Here is a 22,089-nt window from a genome sequence, read left to right as displayed (position 1 = left end):
GACCCCGACTCCCGCCCCGACGCCGACGCCGACGCCGACGCCCACGCCGACCCCTACCCCCACCCCGACGCCCACTCCGGCCCCCAGCGGCAACGCCGCGGCGGCCATCGCCTTCGCGCAGTCACAGCTCGGCAAGCCCTACGAGTACGGCGCCGCCGGCCCGGACTCGTGGGACTGCTCGGGCCTGACGGCCGCGGCCTGGGCCAGCGGCGGCAAGTCCCTGCCGCACTACTCGGTCGCGCAGTACACGCAGTCGACCAGGATCACCGCCAGCCAGCTGGTCCCCGGCGACCTGGTCTTCTGGGGATCCTCGAGCAGTGCGAGCTCGATCTACCACGTCGCGATCTACATCGGCGGTGGCCAGATCATCCACGCACCCCGCACCGGCAGGAACGTCAGCCAGGAGTCGATGTACGCCTGGCGGGCACCCACCTTCTTCGCGCGCCCCTGACCCCCGTTGCGACGGGTCGTGGGTAGGGGCGCGCGATTCACCTGACCTTGCGGGCGAACCTCGCGGCGAGCTCGCCGGGATCGAGGTCGCCGTCGAGGACCAGCCGCGTCGGCCACGCCGAGGTGTCGATGCCGGACAGCTCCTCGAAGAGCGCGAGGTCCTTGGCGTACAGCTCGGCGATCCGCTCGAGGTCGTCCGCGGTGGGTGCGGTCCCGGGGATCTGGTCGGCCCCGGCGTGCCAGTTCTTCAGCGGCGGCACTCGCTCGAAGCGCGGCAGCTCGAGGAAGTCGGTGGTGCGGTGGACGGTCTGCTCGAAGTTCCCCAGCATGTCGCGCATCTCGAGCAGCAGCCACTGCTGGCGGGGGAACAGCTCGAAGCCGCGCTGCAGCTGCTCGCCGTAGAACCCGCGGGCCAGCCCGGTCATGTGCCGCCACCGCATCGTGCGTACGTCGGTGGGCACGGCGTCGGGCAGTGAGGTGTGCGCCCACTCGGTGAGGAAGTCCGGCCAGTCGGGCCAGGCGAGGTTGCGCGAGCGCAGCATCACCCAGTGCGAGAACAACCGCTCGAGCGGGTCGCGGAACACCGCGATGAGCGGCATGCCGGGGTCGTACGCGCGCATCCGCTCAAGCGCCCGCGGCCAGTAGAGGTACGTGGGCGTGGCATCGCCGACCAGGCGGTGGATCGGCGCCCGGCGCGGGGCCGCATAGTCGCGGGCGTAGTCGGGCGCCGACCAGTCGACGGTCTCGTCGTCGAAGTAGTGGCGTTCCTTGTCCGGCGGCTGGCACACCAGGCGGTGCTGGTTGAGCGTCACCGCGAGCGTCGACGTACCGCCCTTCTGGACCCCGACGACGGCGTAGTTGTAGGCCATCTCGCCCAGCGGGGTGGGCTCGGACACGTTCATCGCCGAGAACCTACCCCCATCGCTACCTTTGGAGAATGGCCACCAACGAGGCAGCGCCCATCACCGACGAGATGCCCACCGTCGTGCCCGAGAAGGACGCGGTCACCGTCGACGAGGACGCCGTCCACGCGGACGCGAAGGGTTACCGCCAGCCCGAGGTCGACGTGGACGCGCTCCGGGCCGTGCTCGACGGCCGCTACGCCGAGGTCCGTGACCTCGTGCGCGCCAACCTCGCCGAGCACGCGCAGATCCTCCTCGACGAGGAGGAGATGTCCACCGCCGACTTCCGCGAGCGCGTGAAGGACGTGGTGGTGATGATGGCCGGGACCGGCCAGACCGGGATGGGCTTCCCCGAGGAGTACGGCGGTGGTGGCGACATCGGCGCCTCGATCGCCGCCTTCGAGACCCTCGCCTTCGGGGACCTCTCGGTGCTGGTCAAGGTCGGCGTGCAGTTCGGCCTGTTCGGCGGCGCGATCCTCCAGCTCGGCACCAGGACCCACCACGACGCCCACCTCGCCGACCTCGTCAGTGGCCGCACCATGGGCTGCTTCGCGATGACCGAGTCCGGGCACGGCTCCAACGTGCAGGCCCTCGGCACCGTCGCGACGTACGACGCCGCCACCGAGGAGTTCGTGATCACGACCCCGGACGACGAGAGCCGCAAGGACTACATCGGCAACGCCGCCGCCCACGCCGCGCTCGCTGCGGTCTTCGCGCAGCTCGAGGTCGACGGCGTACGCCACGGGGTGCACGCGTTCGTCGTCCCGATCCGCGAGGGCGGGCGGGTGCTCGAGGGCGTACGCATCGAGGACTGCGGGCCCAAGATGGGCCTCAACGGCGTGGACAACGGCCGCATCTGGTTCGACGGCGTGCGGGTGCCGCGCACCGCGCTGCTCAACCAGTTCGCCGAGGTGACGCCCGAGGGCCGCTACCTCTCGCCGATCGACAACCCCAGCAAGCGGTTCTTCACGATGCTCGGCACCCTCGTCCAGGGACGTGTCTGCGTCGGTGGTGCCGGCATCAACGCGTCCAAGGTCGCGCTGACCATCGCCACCCGCTACGCCGCGCGCCGCCGCCAGTTCGAGGCCACCTCGACCGACGAGGAGCAGCTGCTCCTCGATTACGGCATGCACCAGCGTCGGCTCTTCCCGCTCATCGCGAGGACGTACGCCCTCCACTTCGCGCAGGAGGTCGTCGCGGACCAGCTGCACGAGGTCTTCTCCGGCCCCGGGCCGACCGAGGCGGGCAACGACGAGCACGCCCGCCGGATGCTCGAGTCCCGGGCCGCCGGCACGAAGGCGCTCGGCACCTGGCACGCGACTGCGACGATCCAGGAGTGCCGCGAGGCGTGCGGCGGCGCCGGCTACATCAGCAAGAACCGCTTCACCGCGCTGAAGGCCGACACCGACGTCTTCACCTCCTTCGAGGGCGACAACCACGTCCTGCTCCAGCTCGTCGCCAAGGGCCTGCTGACCGACTACGCCGGCGAGTTCGAGGACATGGACCAGCTCGGCATGGCCCGCTTCGTGGCCGGCCTGGCGGTCGAGACGGTCGTCGAGCGCACCGCGGTGCACAAGCTCGTCCAGTCCGTGCGCGACCTGCTCCCCGGGGGCGACACCTGGGACCAGGAGGCCGGTCTGCTCGACCCGAACTACCAGCTGGCCATGCTGCGCTTCCGCGAGGAGCACATGATCGGCGGGGTCGCACGCCGCCTCAAGCGCGGCATCGACCAGGGGATGAACCCCGGCGCCGTCTTCTCCCGGGTGCAGGACCACGTCATCGCCGCCGCCCGCGCACACACCGAGCGACTGGTGCTCGAGGCCTTCGTCGCCAGGACGGCTGCCCTCCCCGACGGCGACCTCAAGGTCGCGCTCAACCTGCTCTGCGACCTGCACGCGCTCAGGACGATCGAGGCGGACCGCGCGTGGTTCATGGAGCACGGGCGCCTCTCCAGCGCCCGCTCCAAGGCGATCAGCCGCGAGATCAACGCGCTGTGCCGCAAGCTCCGCCCGCTCGCCGTCGACCTCGTGGACGCCTTCGGCGTGCCGGAGCAGGTGCTGCGCGCCGAGGAGCTCCTCGGGTGAGGCCGGGGCCGACATGAGGCTGCCCGGGCTCGGCGGCTGGAGCGAGGACCCGCTGTGGTCCTACGTCTACCCCTGGCTCGTCGACTCCGGACCCGTCGGACGGGCCGCTTGGCGGGTCGGCATGGGCAGCGACCTCACGCTGCTGCACGAGGCCGCGGCCGAGCTCGGCACCCTGCCCGCCGGGGGGCGGGTGCTCGACGTCCCGACCGGGTCCGGTGTGGCGCTGCGGGGCGTACGTCCCGGGCAGGGCCTCGACGTCGTCGTGGCCGACATCTCCACCACCATGCTCGACCGCGCGCAGGCAGCGGCGCAGCGGCTCGGCGTCGCCGACCAGGTGACCCCGGCGCTCGCCGACGTGGGCGAGCTGCCCTTCGACGACGGCACCTTCGACCTCGTCGTCTCCTTCACCGGACTGCACTGCTTCCCCGACCCGCACCGCGCGATCGGCGAGATGGTGCGCGTGCTCGCTCCGGGCGGTGTGATCACCGGCAGCTCGCTCTTCACCGACACAGGTCAGCGCTACGTCCCCCTGCGCAGGGCCGGCACTCGGGCGGGGATCCTCGGCCCGATGTGCACCTCCGCCGAGGCCCGCGCCTGGTTGGGCGAGGCCGGCTGCGACCAGGTCGACCTGGCGCTCCACGGGGCGCTGGGCTACTTCCGCGCCGTCCGCGGTGCATGATCGGGCGATGACATTCGGAGGACTGCCGACCCGCTGGGAGCCGACCGGCCCCAGTCGCGGGCTCGCCCTCGTCGCCCCCGGCCGGGCCTACCCGCCGAGCGCCCCGTTGCTCGACTTCGCCCGCCTGGCCCTGCTGCAGCACGGCTTCACCGTCCAGCAGATCTGGTGGGACAGCACGACCCGCGGCGACGAGGACCCAGAAGCATGGGTACGCCGGCACGTCGAGGCGGCGCTCGTCGAGGAGGACGCTGACCACGTGCTGCTCGTCGGCAAGTCGCTCGGCACGCGCGCAGCGTCGTACGCCGCCGAGCGCGGGCTCGACGCGATCTGGCTCACCCCGCTCCTCGTGGAGCCGGAGGTGTCCGAGGCGATCGCGGCCAACGCCGGCCGGCAGCTGCTCGTCGGCGGACGGGGCGACGATCTGTGGGACGCGGCGATCGCCCACGAGCTGGCCGAGAACGGTTGCGCCGTGCTGGAGGTGCCTGATGCCGACCACGGCATGGCCACGCCCGGGGACGCCGTACGCACTGCCGAGATCCACCTCGAGGTGGCGCGGGCGGTCGAGGCACACCTGTCGCAGGTCTGAGTGCCGACCTGACGCTTGCGTGCGCCGGGACAGTGCCGACCTGACGCTTGTGTGCGCCGGGACAGTGCCGACCTGACGCTTGTTTCCACGCGCCTGCGCACAAGCGTCAACTGGGCGGGTGGTGCGTGCGCACAAGCGTCAACTGGGCGGGTGATGTGTGCGCACAAGCGTCAACTGGGCGGGTGGTGCGTGCGCACAAGCGTCAGCTCGGCGTTCGCGCTGGGCGAAACCCCGCGGGGTATCGACGCCGCCGTGCGACGCGTTGGACCCGACATGACGCAGAACCTCTCCCTCCCTGTGGTGTTCCTCCACGACACGGTCGTGCTGCCCGGCATGGTCGTGCCCATCGAGCTCGACGACGCAGCCCGCGCCGCCATCGATGCCGCGCGCCTGGCGCACGACTCCGAGCCGGACGGCGAGCCGACCCGGGTGCTGGTCGCCCCGCGGCTCGAGGACCGCTACGCCACCCACGGTGTCGTCGCCGTGGTGGACAAGGTCGGCCGCTTCGCCGGCGGCAAGCCGGCCGCCGTGCTCCGCGCGGAGCGCCGCGTGGCCATCGGGGCGGGCGTGACCGGACCCGGTGCCGCGCTCTGGGTGGAGGCCGAGGCCGTTGCCGCGACGCCGCTCACCGATGAGCTCCAGACCCTGGCGCAGGAGTACCGCACGCTCGTCGTCGCGATCCTGGAGCGCCGCGAGGCGTGGCAGGTGATCGAGACGGTGCGTCAGGTGAGCGACCCCGACGCCCTGGCCGACATGTCCGGCTACGCGCCGTACCTCTCCGACGACCAGAAGCGCCAGGTGCTCGAGACCCCCGACGTGGGGGATCGGCTGCGGCTGCTGGTGGAGTGGACCCGCGCGTACGACGCCGAGGACGAGGTCAACGACAAGATCGGCCAGGACGTCCGGGAGGGCCTGGAGAAGAGCCAGCGCGAGTTCCTGCTGCGCCAGCAGCTCGCGGCGATCCGCAAGGAGCTCGGGGAGGGTGAGCCCGACGGCTCCGACGACTACCGCGCCCGCGTGGAGGGCAGCGACCTGCCCGAGGCGGTCCGCGAGGCCGCGCTGCGCGAGGTCGACAAGCTCGAGCGCTCGAGCGAGCAGAACCCGGAGGCCGGCTGGATCCGCACCTGGCTCGACACCGTCCTGGAGCTCCCGTGGGACGTGCGCACCGTGGACTCCACCGACGTCACGGCCGCGCGCGCCGTGCTCGACGCCGACCACCACGGCCTCGACGAGGTCAAGGACCGGATCACCGAGTACCTCGCGGTGCGGGCCCGGCGGGCCGAGCGCGGCCTGGAGGTCGTCGGAGGCCGCGGCTCCGGAGCCGTGATCCTCCTCGCCGGTCCTCCCGGTGTCGGCAAGACGTCGCTCGGTGAGTCGGTGGCACGCACCCTGGGGCGGGAGTTCGTGCGGGTGGCCCTCGGTGGGGTGCGCGACGAGGCCGAGATCCGTGGCCACCGCCGCACGTACGTCGGCGCCCTGCCCGGCCGGATCGTGCGCGCGATCAAGGAGGCCGGCTCGATGAACCCGGTCGTCCTCCTCGACGAGGTCGACAAGGTCGGGGCCGACGGCTTCCGCGGTGACCCGGCCGCCGCGCTCCTGGAGGTGCTCGACCCGGCGCAGAACCACACCTTCCGCGACCACTACCTCGAGCTCGACCTCGACCTGTCCGACGTGCTCTTCATCGCGACCGCCAACGTCGTCGAGCAGATCCCCTCGGCCCTGCTGGACCGGATGGAGCTCGTCACGATCGACGGCTACACCGAGGACGACAAGGTCGCCATCGCCCGGGACTTCCTCATCCCCCGGCAGCTCGAGCGGGCCGCGCTGACGGCCGACGAGGTGACCGTGTCCGACGACGCGCTCGGCGAGATCGCCGCCAACTACACCCGCGAGGCCGGCGTACGACAGATGGAGCGGCTGCTGGCGAAGGCGTTCCGCAAGGCCGCCACCCGGCTGGCGACCGGGGAGGTCGACCGGATCGACATCGACCTGGACGCCCTCCAGGGCCTGGTCGGGCGACCGCGCTTCACGCCGGACAGCCACGAGCGCACCGACGTGCCCGGCGTCGCCACCGGCCTGGCCGTCACCGGTCTGGGCGGGGACGTGCTCTACGTCGAGACGTCCGTGGCCGAGGGCAAGGCCGGCCTCACCGTCACCGGCCAGCTCGGCGACGTGATGAAGGAGTCGGCCTCGATCGCGCTCTCCTGGGTGCGTGCGCACGCGGTGGAGCTCGGCATCGAGCCGGCGGCGTTCGAGAAGTCGATCCACGTGCACTTCCCGGCGGGCGCGGTGCCGAAGGACGGTCCGTCGGCAGGCGTCACGATGGTGACCGCCCTCGTGTCCCTGCTCACCGGACGACCCGTGCGCTCCGACGTCGGCATGACCGGTGAGGTGTCGCTCGCGGGTCGGGTGCTGCCGATCGGCGGGCTCAAGCAGAAGCTGCTCGCCGCGCAGCGCGCAGGGCTGACGACGGTGTTCGTCCCCGAGCGCAACCGTCCGGACCTCGATGACGTACCTGCCGAGCTCCTGGGCGAGCTGGACGTACGTCCGGTCGGGCGGGTCACCGAGATCCTCGCCGAGGCCCTCGAGCCGGCACCGGCCGCCGAGGCGCCAGAGGGCGCGCACCGGGCCGCCTGACGGAAGCGCTGTGACGCCGGGTTGTTGCACCAACCCGGCCTTGCAGCGGCGGGCCGAAGCTCAGCTGTCCTCGCCGAGGCTCTCGTCGGCGATGTTGTCGAGGTCGTTGCCGTGGCCCTCGGTCTTGAAGCGCTCGAAGGAGGCGTGGACCTCGGCCTCGGCCTCGACGCGACCGACCCAGTCAGCGCCCTCGACGGACTTGCCGGGCTCGAGGTCCTTGTAGACCTCGAAGAAGTGCTGGATCTCGAGCCGGTCGTACTTGGAGACGTGGTTGATGTCGCGCAGGTGCTCCAGGCGGGGGTCGTGGGCCGGCACGCACAGCACCTTGTCGTCGCCACCGGCCTCGTCGGTCATGCGGAACATGCCGATCGCGCGGCAGGCGATGAGGCAGCCCGGGAACGTCGGCGCCTGCAGGATCACGAGCGCGTCGAGCGGGTCGCCGTCCTGGCCGAGGGTGTTCTCGATGAAGCCGTAGTCGGCGGGGTAGGCGGTGGAGGTGAACAGCATCCGGTCGAGGCGGAGTCGACCGCTCTCGTGGTCGACCTCGTACTTGTTGCGCTCACCCTTGGGGATCTCCACCAGCACGTCGAACTCGAGCACGTCTTCCTCCACCTTCTCCGGCACGCCGTCGGGCCGTATCAGTCCACTCTGCCGCATCAGGGAAGAACCCGACGCGTTGTCGTGGGGGCAGTGTCGCGCACAATGGTCCCGATGCGCGAAGCGAGAGGGTCGAAACGCCAACGTGACGTACGCCACCTCGTCGGGGTGTGGCTGCCGACGGTCCTCGTGCTCGCGCTGCTGGCCGCAGGCGTCGGCGCCTACCACTACGAGTGGGGCCCGCGCTACCTCCCCGGCCTGGCCGCCGACCCGCTGACCGAGCCGGAGGCGGTGCTGCCGCCGGCCGGGCTCGACCTGCCCGGGTGGAGCACGCCCGCTCCGGTCGCGGCGGCGGTCGACGCGTCCGCGCCCATCGCTCCCGGCCGGGTGGCGTCGGCCGTGACCCCCGACCTCGCCGACCCCGACCTCGGGCGCCACGTCGTGGGAGCGGTGACCTCGCTGACGCCCGGCTCGGAGACCTGGACCTCCGGCGACGGCCGCTACCTGCCGGCGTCCACGACCAAGCTGCTGACCGTCGGCGCCGCGCTCGCCACCCTCGGCCCCGACCAGACGTTCACGACCCGCGTGGTGCGGGGCGTGGGGCCGCGTGAGGTCGTGCTGGTCGGCGGCGGCGACCCGCTGCTCGCGAGCCAGCCGCTGACGGTCGCCGAGGCTGAGGCCACCTACCCGGCCCGCGCCGACGTCGCGACGCTGGCCCTCGCCGCCGCCGACGCCCTCGGCGGGAAGGGCCGCGTGAAGGTCCGCTTCGACGACAGCCTGTTCACCGGCCCGACCGACAACCCGGCCTGGCGACGCGACTACGTGCCCGACGACATCGTCAGCCCGATCACCTCCCTAATGGTCGACAGCGGCATCGAGCCCGACGGGCTCTCCCGCTCCGACGACCCCTCCCTGGCCGCCGCTCGCGCATTCGCCGACGCCCTGGCCGCCGCCGGCGTCACGCTGGTCGGCGACCCGCGGCGGGTCGTCGCGCCGCCCAGGGCGGAGGAGCTGGCCGCCGTCGAGAGCGCGCCGCTGGGCGAGATCGCCGAGCGGGTCCTCGACGTCAGCGACAACGAGGGCGCCGAGGTCCTGGCGCACCAGGTCGGCCTCGCGACCTCCGGAACAGGGTCGTTCGAGGCCGGGGCGGCAGGCGTCCTCGACACCCTCGGCGGTCTCGGCATCGATGTCAGCGGCGAGGTGTACGACGGCTCCGGCCTCTCGCGCCGCAACAGGATCTCGACCAGCACGCTGCTCGGCCTGCTCCAGCACGCCGCCGGACCGGACGGCGAGGCGATGCGCAGCGTGGTGACCGGGCTGCCGGTCGCCGGGTTCACCGGCTCCCTGACGTACCGCTTCGACGAGGGCCCCGCCGTCGCGCGCGGGCTGGTGCGGGCCAAGACCGGCACCCTCACCGGCGTGCACGCGCTCGCCGGGATCGCCGTCGGGCGCGACGGTGCGTCGATGGCGTTCGTGTTCGCCGCGGACAAGGTGAAGGACGAGGACCGGTACGACGCCCAGGACGCGATCGACCGCGCGGCCGCCGCCCTCGCGGCCTGCACCTGCTCACGAACCCCCGGCTAGGGTCGCGCTATGAACCTCGTCGACTGGGACTTCGCCGTCACCGTGGGCTCCCGGATCGCCGGCCCCGGCCCAGAGGTGTCGGCCGACGAGGCCGCCGCAGCCGTGGTCGAGCTGCGTGAGGGCGCGGACCGCTCCACCCCGCTCGTCAGCGAGTTCACCGGGCTCCGCACCACCGCCGGCACCGCGCCGGTGCTGGTCGTCGACCGGGCGGGCTGGATCCAGGCCAACGCCGACGGCTTCGCCAAGATCCTCTCGCCGATCGTCGACAAGCTCACCGAGAAGAAGGGCGCCCCGTCGGCGTTCTCCGAGGCCATCGGCTCCCGGGTCACCGGGGGCGAGGTCGGCCTGATGCTCGGGTTCCTCGGCACCAAGGTGCTCGGGCAGTTCGATCCCTTCTTCGACCCGCACGGCCGGCTGCTCCTGGTCGCCCCCAACATCGTCCACGTCGAGCGCGAGCTCCACGCCGACCCGCACGACTTCCGCCTCTGGGTGTGCCTCCACGAGGAGACCCACCGGGTGCAGTTCACCGCCAACCCGTGGCTCGGTCAGCACCTGCTGACCCAGATGAACGCCGTCGCCGACACCATCGAGCCGACCGCGATCCTCGAGGGCGTACGCCGCGGCGCCGCGGCGATCCGCGGTGGGGACGGGAGCATCCTCGACCTCGTCTCCTCGCCCGAGCAGAAGGAGATCCTCGACCGGGTGACCGGCGTGATGTCACTGCTCGAGGGCCACGCCGACGTCGTCATGGACGGCGTCGGGCCGACGGTCATCCCCTCGGTCGAGCAGATCCGCAAGAAGTTCAACCAGCGCCGCAAGGGCGCCGGCACCCTCGACCGGATGCTTCGCAAGCTGCTGGGCCTCGACGCCAAGATGGCGCAGTACCGCGACGGTGCGATCTTCGTCCGCCACGTCGTCGACAAGGTCGGCATGGAGGAGTTCAACGCCGTCTGGACCGGACCCGAGACCCTGCCGTCCAAGGCCGAGATCTCTGACCCCGACGCGTGGGTCGCCCGGGTGCTGTGACGCTTCACCCCGCCGTCGCGGCGGTCCGGCTCCCGGTCCGCGCGGCGCTGTCCGGGCTGTCTGCGGGCGACGTCGTCGCGGTGGCGTGCAGCGGCGGGGCCGACTCGCTGGCGCTCGCCTCCGCGGCGGTCTTCGAGGGCCGCAAGCGCGGCCTGCGGATCGTCGGGGTGACGGTGGACCACGGCCTGCAGCCCGGCTCCGCCGACCAGGCCGAGCAGGTCGTCGTCCAGCTCGCGCGGCTGGGGGTCGACGAGACGCTCACCGCTCGCGTCCAGGTCGACGCGACCTCGGGCCTGGGGCCCGAGGCGGCCGCACGGGAGGCGAGGTACGCGGTCCTGGAGGAGGTCGCCAGCCGGCTGTCCGCGAGCGTCGTGCTGCTCGGGCACACCCTCGACGACCAGGCGGAGACCGTGCTGCTCGGCCTGACCCGCGGATCGGGCGGGAGGTCGCTGCAGGGAATGCGACCGGCGTACGGGGTCTTCGCGCGCCCGCTGCTCGGCGTACGCCGAACTGACACCGTCACCGCCTGCCGGGTCGAGGGGCTCGACGCCTGGGACGACCCGCACAACCACGACCCCGCCTACACCCGGGTCCGGGTGCGCGAGCGGGTGCTGCCGTTGCTGGAGGACGAGCTGGGACCCGGGATCACCGAGGCGCTCGCCCGCACCGCCGACCAGCTCCGCGAGGACACGGCGTTGCTCGACGAGCTGGCCCGGAGCCTCCTGTCCGAGGCCGGTCGCGAGGGCGGTCTGGCCGTCGCGGTCCTGGCGAGCGCTGCGCCCGCCCTGCGCCACCGGGTCCTCCACCGCGCGGCGCTCGCGGCCGGCGTACCTCCCTCCGAGCTCACCCGCGGGCACGTGCTGGAGGTCGACCGGCTGCTCGTGGACTGGCGGGGTCAGCGCTGGGTCGACCTCCCGGGCCACCTCCGCGCGCTGCGTCGCGACGGCTGCCTGGCGTTCGTCCGGGCGGACGGCTGAGTCAGTCGGTGGGGCGGGACAGCTCGTCGAGGAGCAGCACGCTGGCGGCCACGATCCGGGCCTGGGCCTCGTCGCGGGACACGGTGGGCCGACCATCGCCGGGTTGCTCGCCGTAGTCGCCGAAGAAGGCGTGCACAGCCCCCTCGACAGCGACGAAGGTCGACCCGGGCGGCAGGTCCGCCCTGCTGTCCTCGATGTCCCGGGGCGTGGTGAGCAGGTCTTCGGTGCCGCTGATGGAGGACGCCACCAGGTCGCGCCGGGCCAGGGACTCGCTCGGGAAGGAGGCCCACAGCAGGAGGCCGTCGAGGTCGTGGTCGCGGGCGAAGATGCCGGCGACGACCCCGCCGAGGCTGTGCCCGCCCACGGCCCACCGGTCGACCTCCGGGTGGTCCTCGATGATCTCCTCGGGTGTCCCCAGGGCCGTGAAACCGATCCCGAGCGGCTGCTTGACGACGACGACGAGGTGGCCGGAGCGGGCCACCTCGGCCAGCAGCGCCACGTAGGCCCGCGGGTCCACGCGAGCACCGGGCTGGAAGACCAGACCCGTGGTCGGGGCGGGTCCGTCCGGAGCCAGGGTGATCCGCGTGGGGGAGTCGTGGACACGTACGCCGTCGCTGCCCTCCATCGCCGCCACGGCCACCTCGGACGCCGGGAAGGGACGAAGCCAGACGAGCGCCGTGAGCACCACCACCGACAGCAGCCCGCCGACCACGCGCAACGTCACCGCCACCCACCGACGCCGCGGCCCGCCGCCCGTCGTGCGCAACGCCATTACGAGCACCAGCGCCCCGACCAGTCCCGCCACCGTGATCGCGACGGCGTACGCCGGGTGGCCCGCCAGCAGCGTGTCGGCGCGGGTGGTCCAGACCCAGGCGGCCACCACCAGCCACGCGCCACCGATCACCACGTCGGTCCAGGTGTGCCACCGCGGCGGGCTCGTCGTCGGGATCGGCGCCATCGTGTCTCCTTCCGCCCGCTCTCGCGGGTGCATGACGGACTGCGGCCACCCCAGCACTCCCGACCCGCGTCCCGCACCCCCTGTCACGGGTGAAACACCGCGGACCGCACCCGGACCGGACCGGACCGGATCGGCGCTGCGCGCCGTGCGGCCCTAGGCTGCAGCCATGGACTCGTCCCACGTGGAGCACGAGCTGGTCAACGTCCTCTTCACCGAGGCCCAGATCCAGCAGCGACTGGCCGAGATGGCCGCCCAGATCACCGAGGACTACGCCGGCAAGGACCTGCTCGTCGTCGGCGTCCTGCGCGGCGCGGTGATGGTGATGGCCGACCTCTCCCGCGCGATGCCCGGGCACCTGGAGATGGACTGGATGGCGGTCAGCTCCTACGGCTCCGGCACCAAGTCGAGCGGCGTGGTGCGGATCCTCAAGGACCTCGACACCGACATCAGCGGGCGGGACGTGCTGATCGTCGACGAGATCATCGACACCGGCCTGACCCTGAGCTGGCTGGTCAACAACCTGTCGAGCCGCAGCCCGGCCAGCGTCGAGATCGCCACGCTGCTGCGCAAGCCGGAGGCGTTGTCGATGCCCGTCGAGCCGAAGTACGTCGGCTGGGACATCCCCAACGAGTTCGTCGTCGGCTACGGCCTGGACTACCGCGAGCGCTACCGCAACCTGCGCGACATCGGCACCCTCGCGCCCCACGTCTACTCCTGAACGGCGCCGGTCCCGGCGCCCCGCTTCACCCCGCCTGAAACAATGGCCACCCGAGCGGCCTGTAGCGTCGCCCCACCAACTCCGAACCGGTGAAAGTTGCCTGTGAAGCGCATATTCAAGGGTCCCTGGCTGTGGATCGTCCTGTCCGCCTTCGCGGTGCTCCTGGCGATCCAGTTCCTCGCGCCCAGCGACGGCTACGACGAGGTCGAGACCTCGACGCTCTCCAGCTACATCGACGACGGCAAGGTCGAGGAGATCGAGTTCAACGGCGTCGACTTCGAGATCCGCGCCACCCTCGACGACGGCGCCCGTGAGGCCGGCAACAAGGTCGTCGCGTTCTACATCGACGGGCAGCAGGAAGGCCTCCTGGCCGCCGTCCAGGAGCAGAAGGCCGCCGGCACGATCGAGAGCTACAACTCCGACATGCCGCAGCCGAGCTTCCTCGGCTCGCTCCTCGCGACGCTCCTGCCGTTCGCGCTGATCATCCTGCTCTTCATCTTCTTGATGAACCAGGCCGGTGGCGGCGGTGGACGCGGCGTCATGCAGTTCGCCAAGTCCAAGGCCAAGCTGATCACCAAGGACATGCCCAAGACGACGTTCAGCGACGTTGCGGGGTGTGAGGAGGCGATCGAGGAGCTCGGCGAGATCAAGGAGTTCCTCACCGACCCGGCCAAGTTCCAGGCCGTCGGCGCCAAGATCCCCAAGGGCGTCCTGCTCTACGGCCCTCCCGGCACCGGCAAGACCCTGCTCGCCCGCGCAGTCGCGGGCGAGGCGGGCGTCCCGTTCTACTCGATCTCCGGATCCGACTTCGTCGAGATGTTCGTCGGCGTCGGTGCCAGCCGCGTCCGCGACCTCTTCGAGCAGGCCAAGGAGAACCCGCCGGCCATCGTCTTCATCGACGAGATCGACGCCGTCGGGCGCCACCGCGGCACCGGCATGGGCGGCGGCCACGACGAGCGCGAGCAGACCCTCAACCAGCTGCTCGTCGAGATGGACGGCTTCGACGTCCGCGGCGGCGTCATCCTGATCGCGGCGACCAACCGGCCCGACGTGCTCGACCCGGCCCTGCTGCGCCCCGGCCGCTTCGACCGCCAGATCCAGGTCGACGCCCCCGACCTCAACGGCCGCCACCAGATCCTCAAGGTCCACTCGCGCGGCAAGCCGATCGCGCAGGACATCGACCTGCTGAGCATCGCCCGCCGTACGCCCGGCTTCACCGGCGCCGACCTGGCCAACGTGCTCAACGAGGCCGCGCTGCTCACCGCCCGCGGCAACGAGAAGCTGATCACCGACGCCTCGCTCGACGAGGCGATCGACCGCGTGATCGCCGGCCCGCAGCGTCGTACGCGCCTGATGAGCGAGCGCGAGAAGCTCATCACCGCCTACCACGAGGGCGGCCACGCCCTGGTCGCCGCGGCGCTGCCCGGCACCGACCCGGTGCACAAGGTCACGATCCTGCCGCGCGGTCGCGCACTGGGCTACACGATGGTGCTGCCCGACCGCGACAAGTACTCCCAGACCCGCAGCGAGATGCTCGACAACCTCTCCTACATGCTCGGCGGGATGGCTGCGGAGGCGCTGATCTTCCACGACGTCACCTCCGGTGCCGGCAACGACATCGAGAAGGCGACCAACCTGGCCCGGGCGATGGTGACCCAGTACGGCATGACCGAGCGCCTCGGTGCCGTCAAGCTCGGCGACAGTGGCGGCGAGCCGTTCCTGGGCCGCGACATGGGACACACGCGCAACTACTCCGAGGAGACCGCCGCCGCGGTCGACGGCGAGGTCAAGGCACTGCTCGGCCACGCCCACCAGGAGGCCTTCGAGATCCTCGAGCGCAACCGCCCCGTCCTGGACTCGCTGGTGCTGGCGCTCCTCGACAAGGAGACGCTCGACAAGGCCGAGATCGCGGAGATCTTCGAGGCGCTCGACATGAGCCCGGCGCGACCGGCCTGGACGGGCTCGCCGGAGCGGGTGCCGTCGTCGATCCCGCCGGTCGACATCCCGCAGGAGATCCGCGACCGGGTGACCGACGCCGCGGCTGCGCAGGAGTCCGACACCCGCGGTCCCGGAGCGATCCTCACGCCGCCCGGCGCCGGGGGCGACATCCACGGCACGCCTCCGCTCGGCCCCGACACCCCCACCCCGCCGAGCCCGGAGGCACCATGACCGACCCCGTCTCCACCCCTGAGCGCGCGCCGGAGGACATCCCGGCCTTCGACCACCCCAGGGCCGAGGCGGCGATCCGCGAGCTGCTGGCCGCGATGGGGGAGGACCCGGACCGTGAGGGCCTCCTCGACACGCCGGCGCGCGTCGCGAGGGCGTACGCCGAGCTGACGCAGGGCATCCGGCAGACCGCCCACGACGTGCTCACCACCACCTTCGACCTCGGGCACAACGAGATGGTGCTGGTGCGCGACATCGAGCTCTGGTCGATGTGCGAGCACCACCTCGTGCCGTTCACCGGGGTGGCGCACGTGGGCTACATCCCCGCCAGGACCGGCAAGATCACCGGCCTGTCCAAGCTGGCTCGACTCGTCGACGTCTACGCCAAGCGCCCGCAGGTCCAGGAGCGGCTGACCACGCAGGTGGCCGACTCGCTCATGGAGATCCTCGAGGCGCGCGGCGTCATCGTCGTGATCGAGGCCGAGCACCTCTGCATGACCATGCGCGGCGTCAAGAAGGCCGGTGCCCGCACGATCACGTCGGCGGTGCGCGGCTCGTTCCTCAAGAACCAGGCCACGCGCGCCGAGGCGATGGCGTTGATCCACTCCGGCACCAGGTGACCGTGGCCGCCCGGCCACAGGCTCCCCGGGTGATGGGGATCGTCAACGTCACCCCCGACTCGTTCTCCGACGGCGGTCGCTACGACACGACCGAGAGTGCGGTCGCCCACGGTCGGTCGCTGCTCGCCCAGGGTGCCGACATCCTCGACATCGGCGGCGAGTCCACGCGTCCCGGCGCGACCCGGCCGCTCGTCGCGGAGGAGCTCGACCGCGTCGTGCCCGTGATCCGCGAGCTCGTGGGTGCGGGCGCCCTCGTGTCGGTCGACACGATGCGGGCCGAGGTGGCCGAGGCGGCGCTGGACGCCGGCGCCCGCATCGTCAACGACGTCTCCGGCGGACTCGCCGACCCGAGGATCCTCGCCGTCGTCGCCGGCAGCGAGGCGCGCTACGTCGCGATGCACTGGCGGGCCCACGCCGACCGGATGCGCGACTTCACCGACTACGCCCCCGACGGGGTCGTCGAGACCGTACGCCGGGAGCTGGGCGAGCGGCTCGCCTCGATCGAGGCCGCCGGTGTCCCGCGCGAGCGGGTCCTGCTCGACCCGGGACTGGGTTTCGCCAAGCAGCCCGGCCACAACTGGCAGCTGCTCGCCGCGCTCGACGTGCTGGACGAGCTGGGCTGCCCGCTGCTCGTGGGGGCGAGCCGCAAGTCGTTCCTCGGCACCCTGCTCGCCGAGGGCGGCGTCCCGCGCGCGATCGACGAGCGCGAGCACGCCCATGCGGCCCTGGTCGCCCTCCTGGCGCTGCGCGGCGTCGACTGCCTGCGCGTGCACGACGTACGAGCCACCCGTGACGCGCTAGCCGTCGTCGACGCACTGAGGAGCACCCATGACTGACGAGCTCGCCGTGACGGGCATCGAGTGCTGGGCGCACCACGGGGTCTTCGACTTCGAGAAGCGTGAGGGCCAGACGTTCGTCGTCGACCTCGTCCTGGGCCTCGACACCCGCGCCGCCGCGGCCTCCGACGACCTGGCGGACACGGTCAACTACGGCAGCCTGGTCGCCGACGTGAAGGCTGCCGTCGAGCGGGACCCGGTCGACCTGATAGAAACCGTCGTCCAGCGCATCGCGGACTCGTGCCTGACGGACAGTCGTGTTGAATGGGCGCGAGTCACGCTCCACAAACCTGATGCACCCATCGACGCGACGTTCTCGGACGTCGCGCTGACGATCACCAGAACGCGAGGCAACGCTCATGACTGAGACCCCCAACCCCAACATCGTGGATGCCGACTCCCTCACCGGTGAGATGCACCCGATCCGTCGGGTGGTCCTGGCCCTGGGGTCCAACCTGGGTGAGCGGATGGCCGCCCTCCAGGGCGCCGTAGAGGCGCTCGCCGACACCCCGGACTTCTTCGTCACCGGCGTCTCGCCGGTCTACGAGACCGACCCCGTCGACGCGCCCGGGGACTCCGGCCCCTACCTCAACGCCGTGCTCCTGGCCGACACCACGCTCCCGGCCGCCCGGCTGATGGAGCGGGCGCTGGCGGTCGAGGACGCCTTCGAGCGCGAGCGCAGCGACGTGCGCAACGCGCCGCGCACCCTCGACGTCGACCTCATCGTGGTGGGCGACCGTCGCTCCAACGAGGACTTCCTGCGCCTGCCGCACCCCCGCGCCCACCAGCGCGCGTTCGTGCTCCAGCCGTGGTACGACCTCGAGCCCGACGCGGTCTTCCCTGAGCTCGGCCCGATCGCCGACCTGCTCGAGGCGACCGACTCGACGGGTGTCCGCAAGCGCGAGGACCTGGCCCTCGAGGTCGAGTGACCACCCCACGACGTCCTGTTCCTCCGCTGCGCTCCCCCTCACGACGCCGCGGGGACCCCGCGTGAGCACCCCACGACGCTGCTGGGACCGCGCGTGAGCGAGTCCGGTCCGGAGGAGCCTCCGGAGCCACGCGGGACGCTCCGCCCCACCTCGGCCCGGGCGCTCACCGTGTGTGCCGTCGCGGGGCTGGTGATCGGGTGGGGCATCCACCCGGCGCTGAGTCGGATCGCCGGCCGTCCGCCCCTGGTGTCGTGGCCCCAGGTCCTGGCGCTGGTGCTGGTCGCCGGGATCATGGGATTCCTCGCCTGGCAGACGTGGCAGACCGTGCAGGTGCGCGGGCAACGCCTCGAGCCGCAGCAGGCCGTCAACCGTCTCGTGCTCGCCCGTGCGTGTGCGCTGGGCGGCACCGTCGTGGCCGCCGGCTACGTCGGGTACGCGGTCAGCTGGCTGGGCGACGCGTCCCAGTACGCCGACCGGTGGATCCTCCGATCGGCCGTCGCGGCGCTGGGAGCGCTGGGCGTGACCCTTGCCTCGCTCGTGCTGGAGCGCGCGTGTCGCGCGGACGGCGGCCGGTCGCAGCCCTAGTCTGACCCCATGCCTTCCCCGCAGCCCCACCAGTCACAGGCGTCACGCACGCCCGCTCGTCGCCGCCAGCGCAGCACGCGCCTGGTGGTCGCCGTCGGCCTGCTCGCCCTCGCGACTGTGATCGTGATCGGCGCCCTGGCGTCCTCCTCGGCCGGCTTCACCGCCGTCGCCGCTGTCGTGGCCGTGCTCGCCGGCGCAGCTGCGACCCGCATCACCCACTCCGAGCTGATGGTCGCCCGCCGCGAGGCCGCGCAGGACCGGGCCGCCCAGGCCCAGGAGTACCGCGCCCTGACGGAGCGTCGTACGGCCGAGTCGGCGGCCTTCGCCGCTGACATGAAGCGCAAGATCTCCGACCGCGAGGAAGCCCTCGACGTGCTCGAGCGTGCCCTGTCGTCGGCGCAGAAGAACGCCGCCGAGCAGACCCTCAAGCGCGGCCAGGAGGCGCGACGCGCCGCCGCCGCCGAGCAGGGTCGCGCCGCTGCCGAGCAGGGTCGCGACGACGCCGAGACCCGCGCCGCCGAGGCCATCGTCACGGTCGCCGAGCTCGAGTCCGAGATCGACGTCCTGCGCTCCGAGGTCGAGGCGCTCCACGCCGCCGCCGCGCGCCGCGGGCACCGCAGCGCCTGAGCCGTACGCCGTACGCCGTCCGCCCGGGTGATCCATCCGCGAGCGGTGAGTGAGGCAGGTTCGGATGGCCCGAAACCTGCGTCACGCACCGCCCAGCAGTACGCCCACCGCGCGTCGGTGGGTGAGACAGGTTCGGGCGGCCCACAACCTGCGTCACGCACCGCCCGAGCGGCGAAGCCGAAGCGTGCGGAAGAATGTCGCCTCGTGATCCCTGAGGACAACCGGTTCGAGAGCGACCCCGACGACGTCCTTCCCGAGGACCCCGGCCTCCCTGCGGGTTGGCTGGCGGACACCCCCGACCCCACCGACGCCGCGACCGTCGCCCGCCTGACCGAGCTGCTGCGCGGCCACGAGCGCGTCGGTCGCGGCTGGGCAGGAGCCGGCGAGGACGACGTCCTGGTGGAGATCTCCGCGCACGGCACGGCCATGCGCGAGAACCTCGTCGTACGCGACCCCGAGGGCACGATCCGGGCGTGGGGGAGCGTGCACGACCGCGCCGAGGGCCGGATGCTCTTCGTCCACGTCGTCGACCGTGAGCTCGACGAGCACCTGGCCGACCGGTGCAGCGACGTCCTGTTCGAGTGGGCCGAGGCCCAGGCGAAATCGGTGGGCGCGGCCCGTGGCCTGGCCGAGCAGCAGATCGACACCGGCGCCTTCGCCGAGGACGAGCGCCAGCACGCCTGGTTGGCCGACGCGGGCTTCGACCGGGTCCGCACGTGGTGGCAGATGAGCCGTTCGGTCGAGGCGGCGGAGGCCGAACTGGTCCCCGACCCCACCCGGTGGGAGCGCCAGGGCGTCGTCTTCCGGCTGGTGGAGCGCCAGGGCGACGGCATGCCCTCCGAGGCCGACCTGCGCGCGATCCACGACGTGCTCGAGGGCGCCTTCACCGACCACTTCAACTCGGCGGAGGAGACGTTCCACGAGTTCATCCACCGCCTGCGCGAGGATCCCGGCCACCGCTGGGACCACTGGTGGCTGGCGGAGATCGTCGACGGTGACGAGGTCGAGCCGGCCGGTGCGCTCATCGGCACGGTGAGCGAGTCGAGCAACGGCCCCGACGGGTCGTACGTCTCCTACCTCGGCGTCCTCGAGTCCGCCCGCGGCCGCGGCGTGGCGACCGGGCTGCTCCGCACGATCATCGCCGACGCCGCCTCGCGACAGCGCGACCGCGTCGGGCTGGAGGTCGACGCCGACTCACCGACCGGTGCCGACGGGCTCTACACCGCCATGGGATGGGGCACGAAGTACGTCACGGAGTCATGGCACCGGCAGGTACCGGTCACCTGACAGTCCCTTTCGTACGCCTCCCGCCCGTTGCAACGGACAGGAACCCCAGCAACCACCGGGCAGCCGGTGGTCGCGACACCCACCTACGACTTCAGCGACTCCCGCAGCGCCCGGTGCACCCCGGCCGGGGTGAGCACGCCGAGGAAGATGGCGCCGCGGCGTACGCCGATCATCGGCTTGTCGTCGCGCAGCATCGCGGTGAGGGCGTCCTCGAGCGAGGAGTCGATGTCGATCGCCGAGCCGAGGTCGCCGGTCGAGACGCCGTCGAGGGGCTCGAGGTGCTCCTCGCGGAGCCGGGTCACCGTCAGGGTCCGCAGGCCGCCGGCGCCGACGAAGTCGGCTACCTGCTCGTCGGCGGGGTGGGCGAGGAGCTCGGCCGGGGTGGCGTACTGCGAGAGCCGCCCGCCGCCGGCGAAGACGGCCACGCGGTCACCCATCCGGATCGCCTCGTCGATGTCGTGGGTCACGAGCACCACGGTCTTGCCGAGCTCGGCCTGGAGCCGGCGGAACTCGTCCTGGAGCCGGCCGCGCACGACCGGGTCGACGGCGCCGAAGGGCTCGTCCATCAGGAGTACAGGCGGGTTGGCGGCCAGCGCCCTGGCGACGCCGACGCGCTGGCGCTGACCGCCCGAGAGCTCGTGCGGGTAGCGACGGGCGTACTGCTCGGGGTCGAGGCCGACGGTCGTGAGGAGCTCGTGGGCGCGCTCGCGGGCGGTCGACTTCGACTCTCCGTAGAGCAGCGGCACGGTCATCACGTTCTGCTCGATGCGCTGGTGGGGGAAGAGCCCGATCTGCTGGATGACGTAGCCGATGCCGCGGCGCAGCTCGACCGGGTCGACGTCGGTGACGTCCTTGCCGTCCAGCCAGATCCGGCCCGTGGTCGGCTCGATCAACCGGTTGATCATCTTCAGGGTCGTGGACTTGCCGCAGCCCGACGGCCCGACCAGGCAGACCATCTCGCCGCGGGCCACGTCGAGGTCCAGCTCGTGCACCGCGACGGTCCCGTCGGGGTAGGTCTTGCCCACGCCCTCGAGCCGGATCATCGAGTCGGCGTTCGCCGCAACGGGTGAGGTCGGCGTCGCCGAGGAGACGGTAGCGTCCATGCAGTGACCTTACTGGTGAGTGCAGCGGAGCCCAGCTGCTACAACCGCACGGTCAACGACTGGTGGTGCCCGGCCTACCTCTCCGACTACCGCACCGAGCTCGTCGACGCCACGGTCCAGCACCTGCTGATCACGATCAGCGCGGTGCTCCTCGGGGTCGCGATCGCCTTCCCGATGGCGCTCCTCGCGCGCCGCTACGTCCGGCTCGAGACGGCCATCATGGGCGTCTCCACCGCCCTCTACACCGTCCCGTCGCTGGCGCTCTTCCCGCTGCTGGTGCCGTTCACCGGCATCACCGCGACGACCGTCGTGCTCGGCCTGGCCCTCTATGCGCTGACGATCCTGGTGCGCAGCGTCCTCGACGGCCTCGCGTCGGTGCCCGACGACGTACGTGAATCGGCGCGCGGTCTGGGCTACGGACGTACGAGCCAGCTGATGAAGATCGAGCTGCCACTGGCGCTGCCCGTGATGATGGCCGGCCTGCGGGTCGCCACGGTGTCGACCGTCGCCCTGACCACGGTCGGCGCGCTGGTCGCCCACGGCGGGCTGGGCAACCTCATCGCCGACGGCGTCCTCACCAACTTCAAGGCCGAGCTGATGGCCGCCTGCGTGCTCTGCGTGGTCATCGCGGTCCTGCTGGACGTGCTCATCGTCGGCGCCCAGCGACTGGCGACGCCGTGGACCCGGACGCGGGTGAGCGCATGAGCGAGCGCAGCGAGCGAGTCATCGAGCACCGCA

Annotated in this window: 22 protein-coding genes; 18 read left to right on the top strand and 4 right to left on the bottom strand. The window is 72.1% G+C overall.

The window, feature by feature from the left end:
• Positions 1–451: C40 family peptidase (locus BM127_RS17870; RefSeq protein ID WP_175507442.1), on the top strand; the 451-nt coding region annotated here is incomplete at its 5' end.
• A gap of 37 nt (positions 452–488) precedes the next feature.
• Here BM127_RS17870 and BM127_RS17865 read toward each other — a convergent pair.
• On the bottom strand, positions 489–1,352 hold the full coding sequence (locus BM127_RS17865; protein WP_091200756.1) for a sulfotransferase domain-containing protein: 864 nt from the start codon (positions 1,350–1,352) through the stop codon (positions 489–491).
• Positions 1,353–1,387: 35 nt separating this feature from the next.
• Between BM127_RS17865 and BM127_RS17860 the strand changes: the two genes are divergently transcribed.
• The 4 genes from BM127_RS17860 to lon all read left to right on the top strand — a co-directional run bounded on the left by BM127_RS17860 (position 1,388) and on the right by lon (position 7,338).
• Positions 1,388–3,436 (top strand): acyl-CoA dehydrogenase family protein, encoded by a 2,049-nt coding sequence (locus tag BM127_RS17860; RefSeq protein WP_231263175.1) that lies wholly within the window; start codon positions 1,388–1,390, stop codon positions 3,434–3,436.
• A 13-nt stretch (positions 3,437–3,449) separates the two neighbouring features.
• Positions 3,450–4,115, top strand: a complete 666-nt coding sequence (locus BM127_RS17855) for a class I SAM-dependent methyltransferase (protein WP_091200754.1) — start codon at positions 3,450–3,452, stop codon at positions 4,113–4,115.
• 7 nt (positions 4,116–4,122) lie between these two features.
• On the top strand, positions 4,123–4,701 hold the full coding sequence (locus BM127_RS17850) for a hypothetical protein (protein ID WP_091200751.1): 579 nt from the start codon (positions 4,123–4,125) through the stop codon (positions 4,699–4,701).
• A 273-nt stretch (positions 4,702–4,974) separates the two neighbouring features.
• Positions 4,975–7,338, top strand: coding sequence for an endopeptidase La (lon, locus tag BM127_RS17845; RefSeq protein ID WP_091200749.1), 2,364 nt, complete (start codon positions 4,975–4,977; stop codon positions 7,336–7,338).
• Positions 7,339–7,398: 60 nt separating this feature from the next.
• Here lon and BM127_RS17840 read toward each other — a convergent pair whose 3' ends face one another.
• Positions 7,399–7,995, bottom strand: coding sequence for an inorganic diphosphatase (locus BM127_RS17840; RefSeq protein WP_091200747.1), 597 nt, complete (start codon positions 7,993–7,995; stop codon positions 7,399–7,401).
• Between the two features lie 54 nt (positions 7,996–8,049).
• On the opposite strand from BM127_RS17840, the gene dacB reads away from it, so the two are divergent.
• Genes dacB through tilS form a run of 3 tightly spaced genes read left to right on the top strand, consistent with a single transcriptional unit; the run spans position 8,050 to position 11,522 of the window.
• Positions 8,050–9,519 (top strand): D-alanyl-D-alanine carboxypeptidase/D-alanyl-D-alanine endopeptidase, encoded by a 1,470-nt coding sequence (dacB, locus tag BM127_RS17835; RefSeq protein ID WP_175507441.1) that lies wholly within the window; start codon positions 8,050–8,052, stop codon positions 9,517–9,519.
• 9 nt (positions 9,520–9,528) lie between these two features.
• Positions 9,529–10,545, top strand: a complete 1,017-nt coding sequence (locus BM127_RS17830; protein WP_091200743.1) for a zinc-dependent metalloprotease — start codon at positions 9,529–9,531, stop codon at positions 10,543–10,545.
• Positions 10,542–11,522 carry a tRNA lysidine(34) synthetase TilS gene (gene tilS, locus BM127_RS17825; protein WP_091200741.1) on the top strand — a complete coding sequence of 327 codons (981 nt, stop codon included), beginning with the start codon at positions 10,542–10,544 and terminating at the stop codon, positions 11,520–11,522. Before BM127_RS17830 ends, tilS begins: the two co-directional genes overlap by 4 nt.
• 1 nt (position 11,523) lies before the next feature.
• On the opposite strand, the gene BM127_RS17820 is transcribed toward tilS, so the two are convergent.
• A complete protein-coding gene (locus BM127_RS17820) occupies positions 11,524–12,480 on the bottom strand; it encodes an alpha/beta hydrolase (RefSeq protein WP_157829605.1) in 957 nt (318 codons plus the stop codon).
• Between the two features lie 166 nt (positions 12,481–12,646).
• Here BM127_RS17820 and hpt point away from each other — a divergent pair, with 166 nt between their 5' ends.
• The 9 genes from hpt to BM127_RS17775 all read left to right on the top strand — a co-directional run bounded on the left by hpt (position 12,647) and on the right by BM127_RS17775 (position 20,248).
• Complete coding sequence (gene hpt / locus BM127_RS17815; RefSeq protein ID WP_091200737.1) at positions 12,647–13,198, top strand: hypoxanthine phosphoribosyltransferase; 552 nt, start codon at positions 12,647–12,649, stop codon at positions 13,196–13,198.
• Between the two features lie 102 nt (positions 13,199–13,300).
• Complete coding sequence (gene ftsH / locus BM127_RS17810; protein WP_372476575.1) at positions 13,301–15,367, top strand: ATP-dependent zinc metalloprotease FtsH; 2,067 nt, start codon at positions 13,301–13,303, stop codon at positions 15,365–15,367.
• Positions 15,364–15,984: a GTP cyclohydrolase I FolE gene (folE, locus tag BM127_RS17805; protein WP_091200733.1), complete on the top strand. Its 621-nt coding sequence runs from the start codon at positions 15,364–15,366 to the stop codon at positions 15,982–15,984. The genes ftsH and folE overlap by 4 nt, the downstream gene beginning before the upstream one ends.
• 32 nt (positions 15,985–16,016) lie before the next feature.
• Positions 16,017–16,820 carry a dihydropteroate synthase gene (gene folP, locus BM127_RS17800; protein WP_091200731.1) on the top strand — a complete coding sequence of 268 codons (804 nt, stop codon included), beginning with the start codon at positions 16,017–16,019 and terminating at the stop codon, positions 16,818–16,820.
• The gene (folB, locus tag BM127_RS17795) at positions 16,813–17,187 is read left to right on the top strand and encodes a dihydroneopterin aldolase (RefSeq protein ID WP_091200729.1); all 375 of its coding nucleotides are present in this window, start codon (positions 16,813–16,815) and stop codon (positions 17,185–17,187) included. The genes folP and folB overlap by 8 nt, the downstream gene beginning before the upstream one ends.
• Positions 17,180–17,749 carry a 2-amino-4-hydroxy-6-hydroxymethyldihydropteridine diphosphokinase gene (folK, locus tag BM127_RS17790; protein ID WP_091200727.1) on the top strand — a complete coding sequence of 190 codons (570 nt, stop codon included), beginning with the start codon at positions 17,180–17,182 and terminating at the stop codon, positions 17,747–17,749. The genes folB and folK overlap by 8 nt, the downstream gene beginning before the upstream one ends.
• Before the next feature lie 93 nt (positions 17,750–17,842).
• A complete protein-coding gene (locus tag BM127_RS17785; RefSeq protein WP_091200725.1) occupies positions 17,843–18,334 on the top strand; it encodes a DUF3180 domain-containing protein in 492 nt (163 codons plus the stop codon).
• A gap of 9 nt (positions 18,335–18,343) precedes the next feature.
• Complete coding sequence (locus BM127_RS17780; RefSeq protein WP_091200723.1) at positions 18,344–18,961, top strand: hypothetical protein; 618 nt, start codon at positions 18,344–18,346, stop codon at positions 18,959–18,961.
• A gap of 204 nt (positions 18,962–19,165) precedes the next feature.
• Entirely contained in the window at positions 19,166–20,248 is a 1,083-nt protein-coding gene (locus BM127_RS17775) for a GNAT family N-acetyltransferase (protein ID WP_091200721.1), read from the top strand.
• 83 nt (positions 20,249–20,331) lie between these two features.
• On the opposite strand, the gene BM127_RS17770 is transcribed toward BM127_RS17775, so the two are convergent.
• The gene (locus BM127_RS17770; protein ID WP_091200719.1) at positions 20,332–21,351 is read right to left on the bottom strand and encodes an ABC transporter ATP-binding protein; all 1,020 of its coding nucleotides are present in this window, start codon (positions 21,349–21,351) and stop codon (positions 20,332–20,334) included.
• Between the two features lie 3 nt (positions 21,352–21,354).
• Here BM127_RS17770 and BM127_RS17765 point away from each other — a divergent pair, with 3 nt between their 5' ends.
• Positions 21,355–22,056, top strand: a complete 702-nt coding sequence (locus BM127_RS17765) for an ABC transporter permease (protein ID WP_091200717.1) — start codon at positions 21,355–21,357, stop codon at positions 22,054–22,056.
• Positions 22,057–22,089: the final 33 nt, after the last annotated feature.

Source organism: Nocardioides alpinus, assembly GCF_900112035.1.
Lineage (GTDB): Bacteria > Actinomycetota > Actinomycetes > Propionibacteriales > Nocardioidaceae > Nocardioides > Nocardioides alpinus.
This window is presented reverse-complemented; position numbering and strand designations above follow the sequence as displayed.

Excerpts from the sequence above, each read along its gene's own strand:
- BM127_RS17820 (WP_157829605.1), bottom strand. The coding sequence starts at position 12,480 with ATGGCGCCGATCCCGACGACGAGCCCGCCGCGGTGGCACACCTGGACC.
- folB (WP_091200729.1), top strand. The coding sequence starts at position 16,813 with ATGACTGACGAGCTCGCCGTGACGGGCATCGAGTGCTGGGCGCACCAC.
- BM127_RS17830 (WP_091200743.1), top strand. The coding sequence starts at position 9,529 with ATGAACCTCGTCGACTGGGACTTCGCCGTCACCGTGGGCTCCCGGATC.
- BM127_RS17860 (WP_231263175.1), top strand. The coding sequence starts at position 1,388 with ATGGCCACCAACGAGGCAGCGCCCATCACCGACGAGATGCCCACCGTC.
- BM127_RS17850 (WP_091200751.1), top strand. The coding sequence starts at position 4,123 with ATGACATTCGGAGGACTGCCGACCCGCTGGGAGCCGACCGGCCCCAGT.
- lon (WP_091200749.1), top strand. The coding sequence starts at position 4,975 with ATGACGCAGAACCTCTCCCTCCCTGTGGTGTTCCTCCACGACACGGTC.
- folP (WP_091200731.1), top strand. The coding sequence starts at position 16,017 with ATGGGGATCGTCAACGTCACCCCCGACTCGTTCTCCGACGGCGGTCGC.
- BM127_RS17780 (WP_091200723.1), top strand. The coding sequence starts at position 18,344 with ATGCCTTCCCCGCAGCCCCACCAGTCACAGGCGTCACGCACGCCCGCT.
- folE (WP_091200733.1), top strand. The coding sequence starts at position 15,364 with ATGACCGACCCCGTCTCCACCCCTGAGCGCGCGCCGGAGGACATCCCG.
- BM127_RS17770 (WP_091200719.1), bottom strand. The coding sequence starts at position 21,351 with ATGGACGCTACCGTCTCCTCGGCGACGCCGACCTCACCCGTTGCGGCG.
- folK (WP_091200727.1), top strand. The coding sequence starts at position 17,180 with ATGACTGAGACCCCCAACCCCAACATCGTGGATGCCGACTCCCTCACC.
- BM127_RS17855 (WP_091200754.1), top strand. The coding sequence starts at position 3,450 with ATGAGGCTGCCCGGGCTCGGCGGCTGGAGCGAGGACCCGCTGTGGTCC.
- BM127_RS17840 (WP_091200747.1), bottom strand. The coding sequence starts at position 7,995 with ATGCGGCAGAGTGGACTGATACGGCCCGACGGCGTGCCGGAGAAGGTG.
- dacB (WP_175507441.1), top strand. The coding sequence starts at position 8,050 with ATGCGCGAAGCGAGAGGGTCGAAACGCCAACGTGACGTACGCCACCTC.
- BM127_RS17865 (WP_091200756.1), bottom strand. The coding sequence starts at position 1,352 with ATGAACGTGTCCGAGCCCACCCCGCTGGGCGAGATGGCCTACAACTAC.
- hpt (WP_091200737.1), top strand. The coding sequence starts at position 12,647 with ATGGACTCGTCCCACGTGGAGCACGAGCTGGTCAACGTCCTCTTCACC.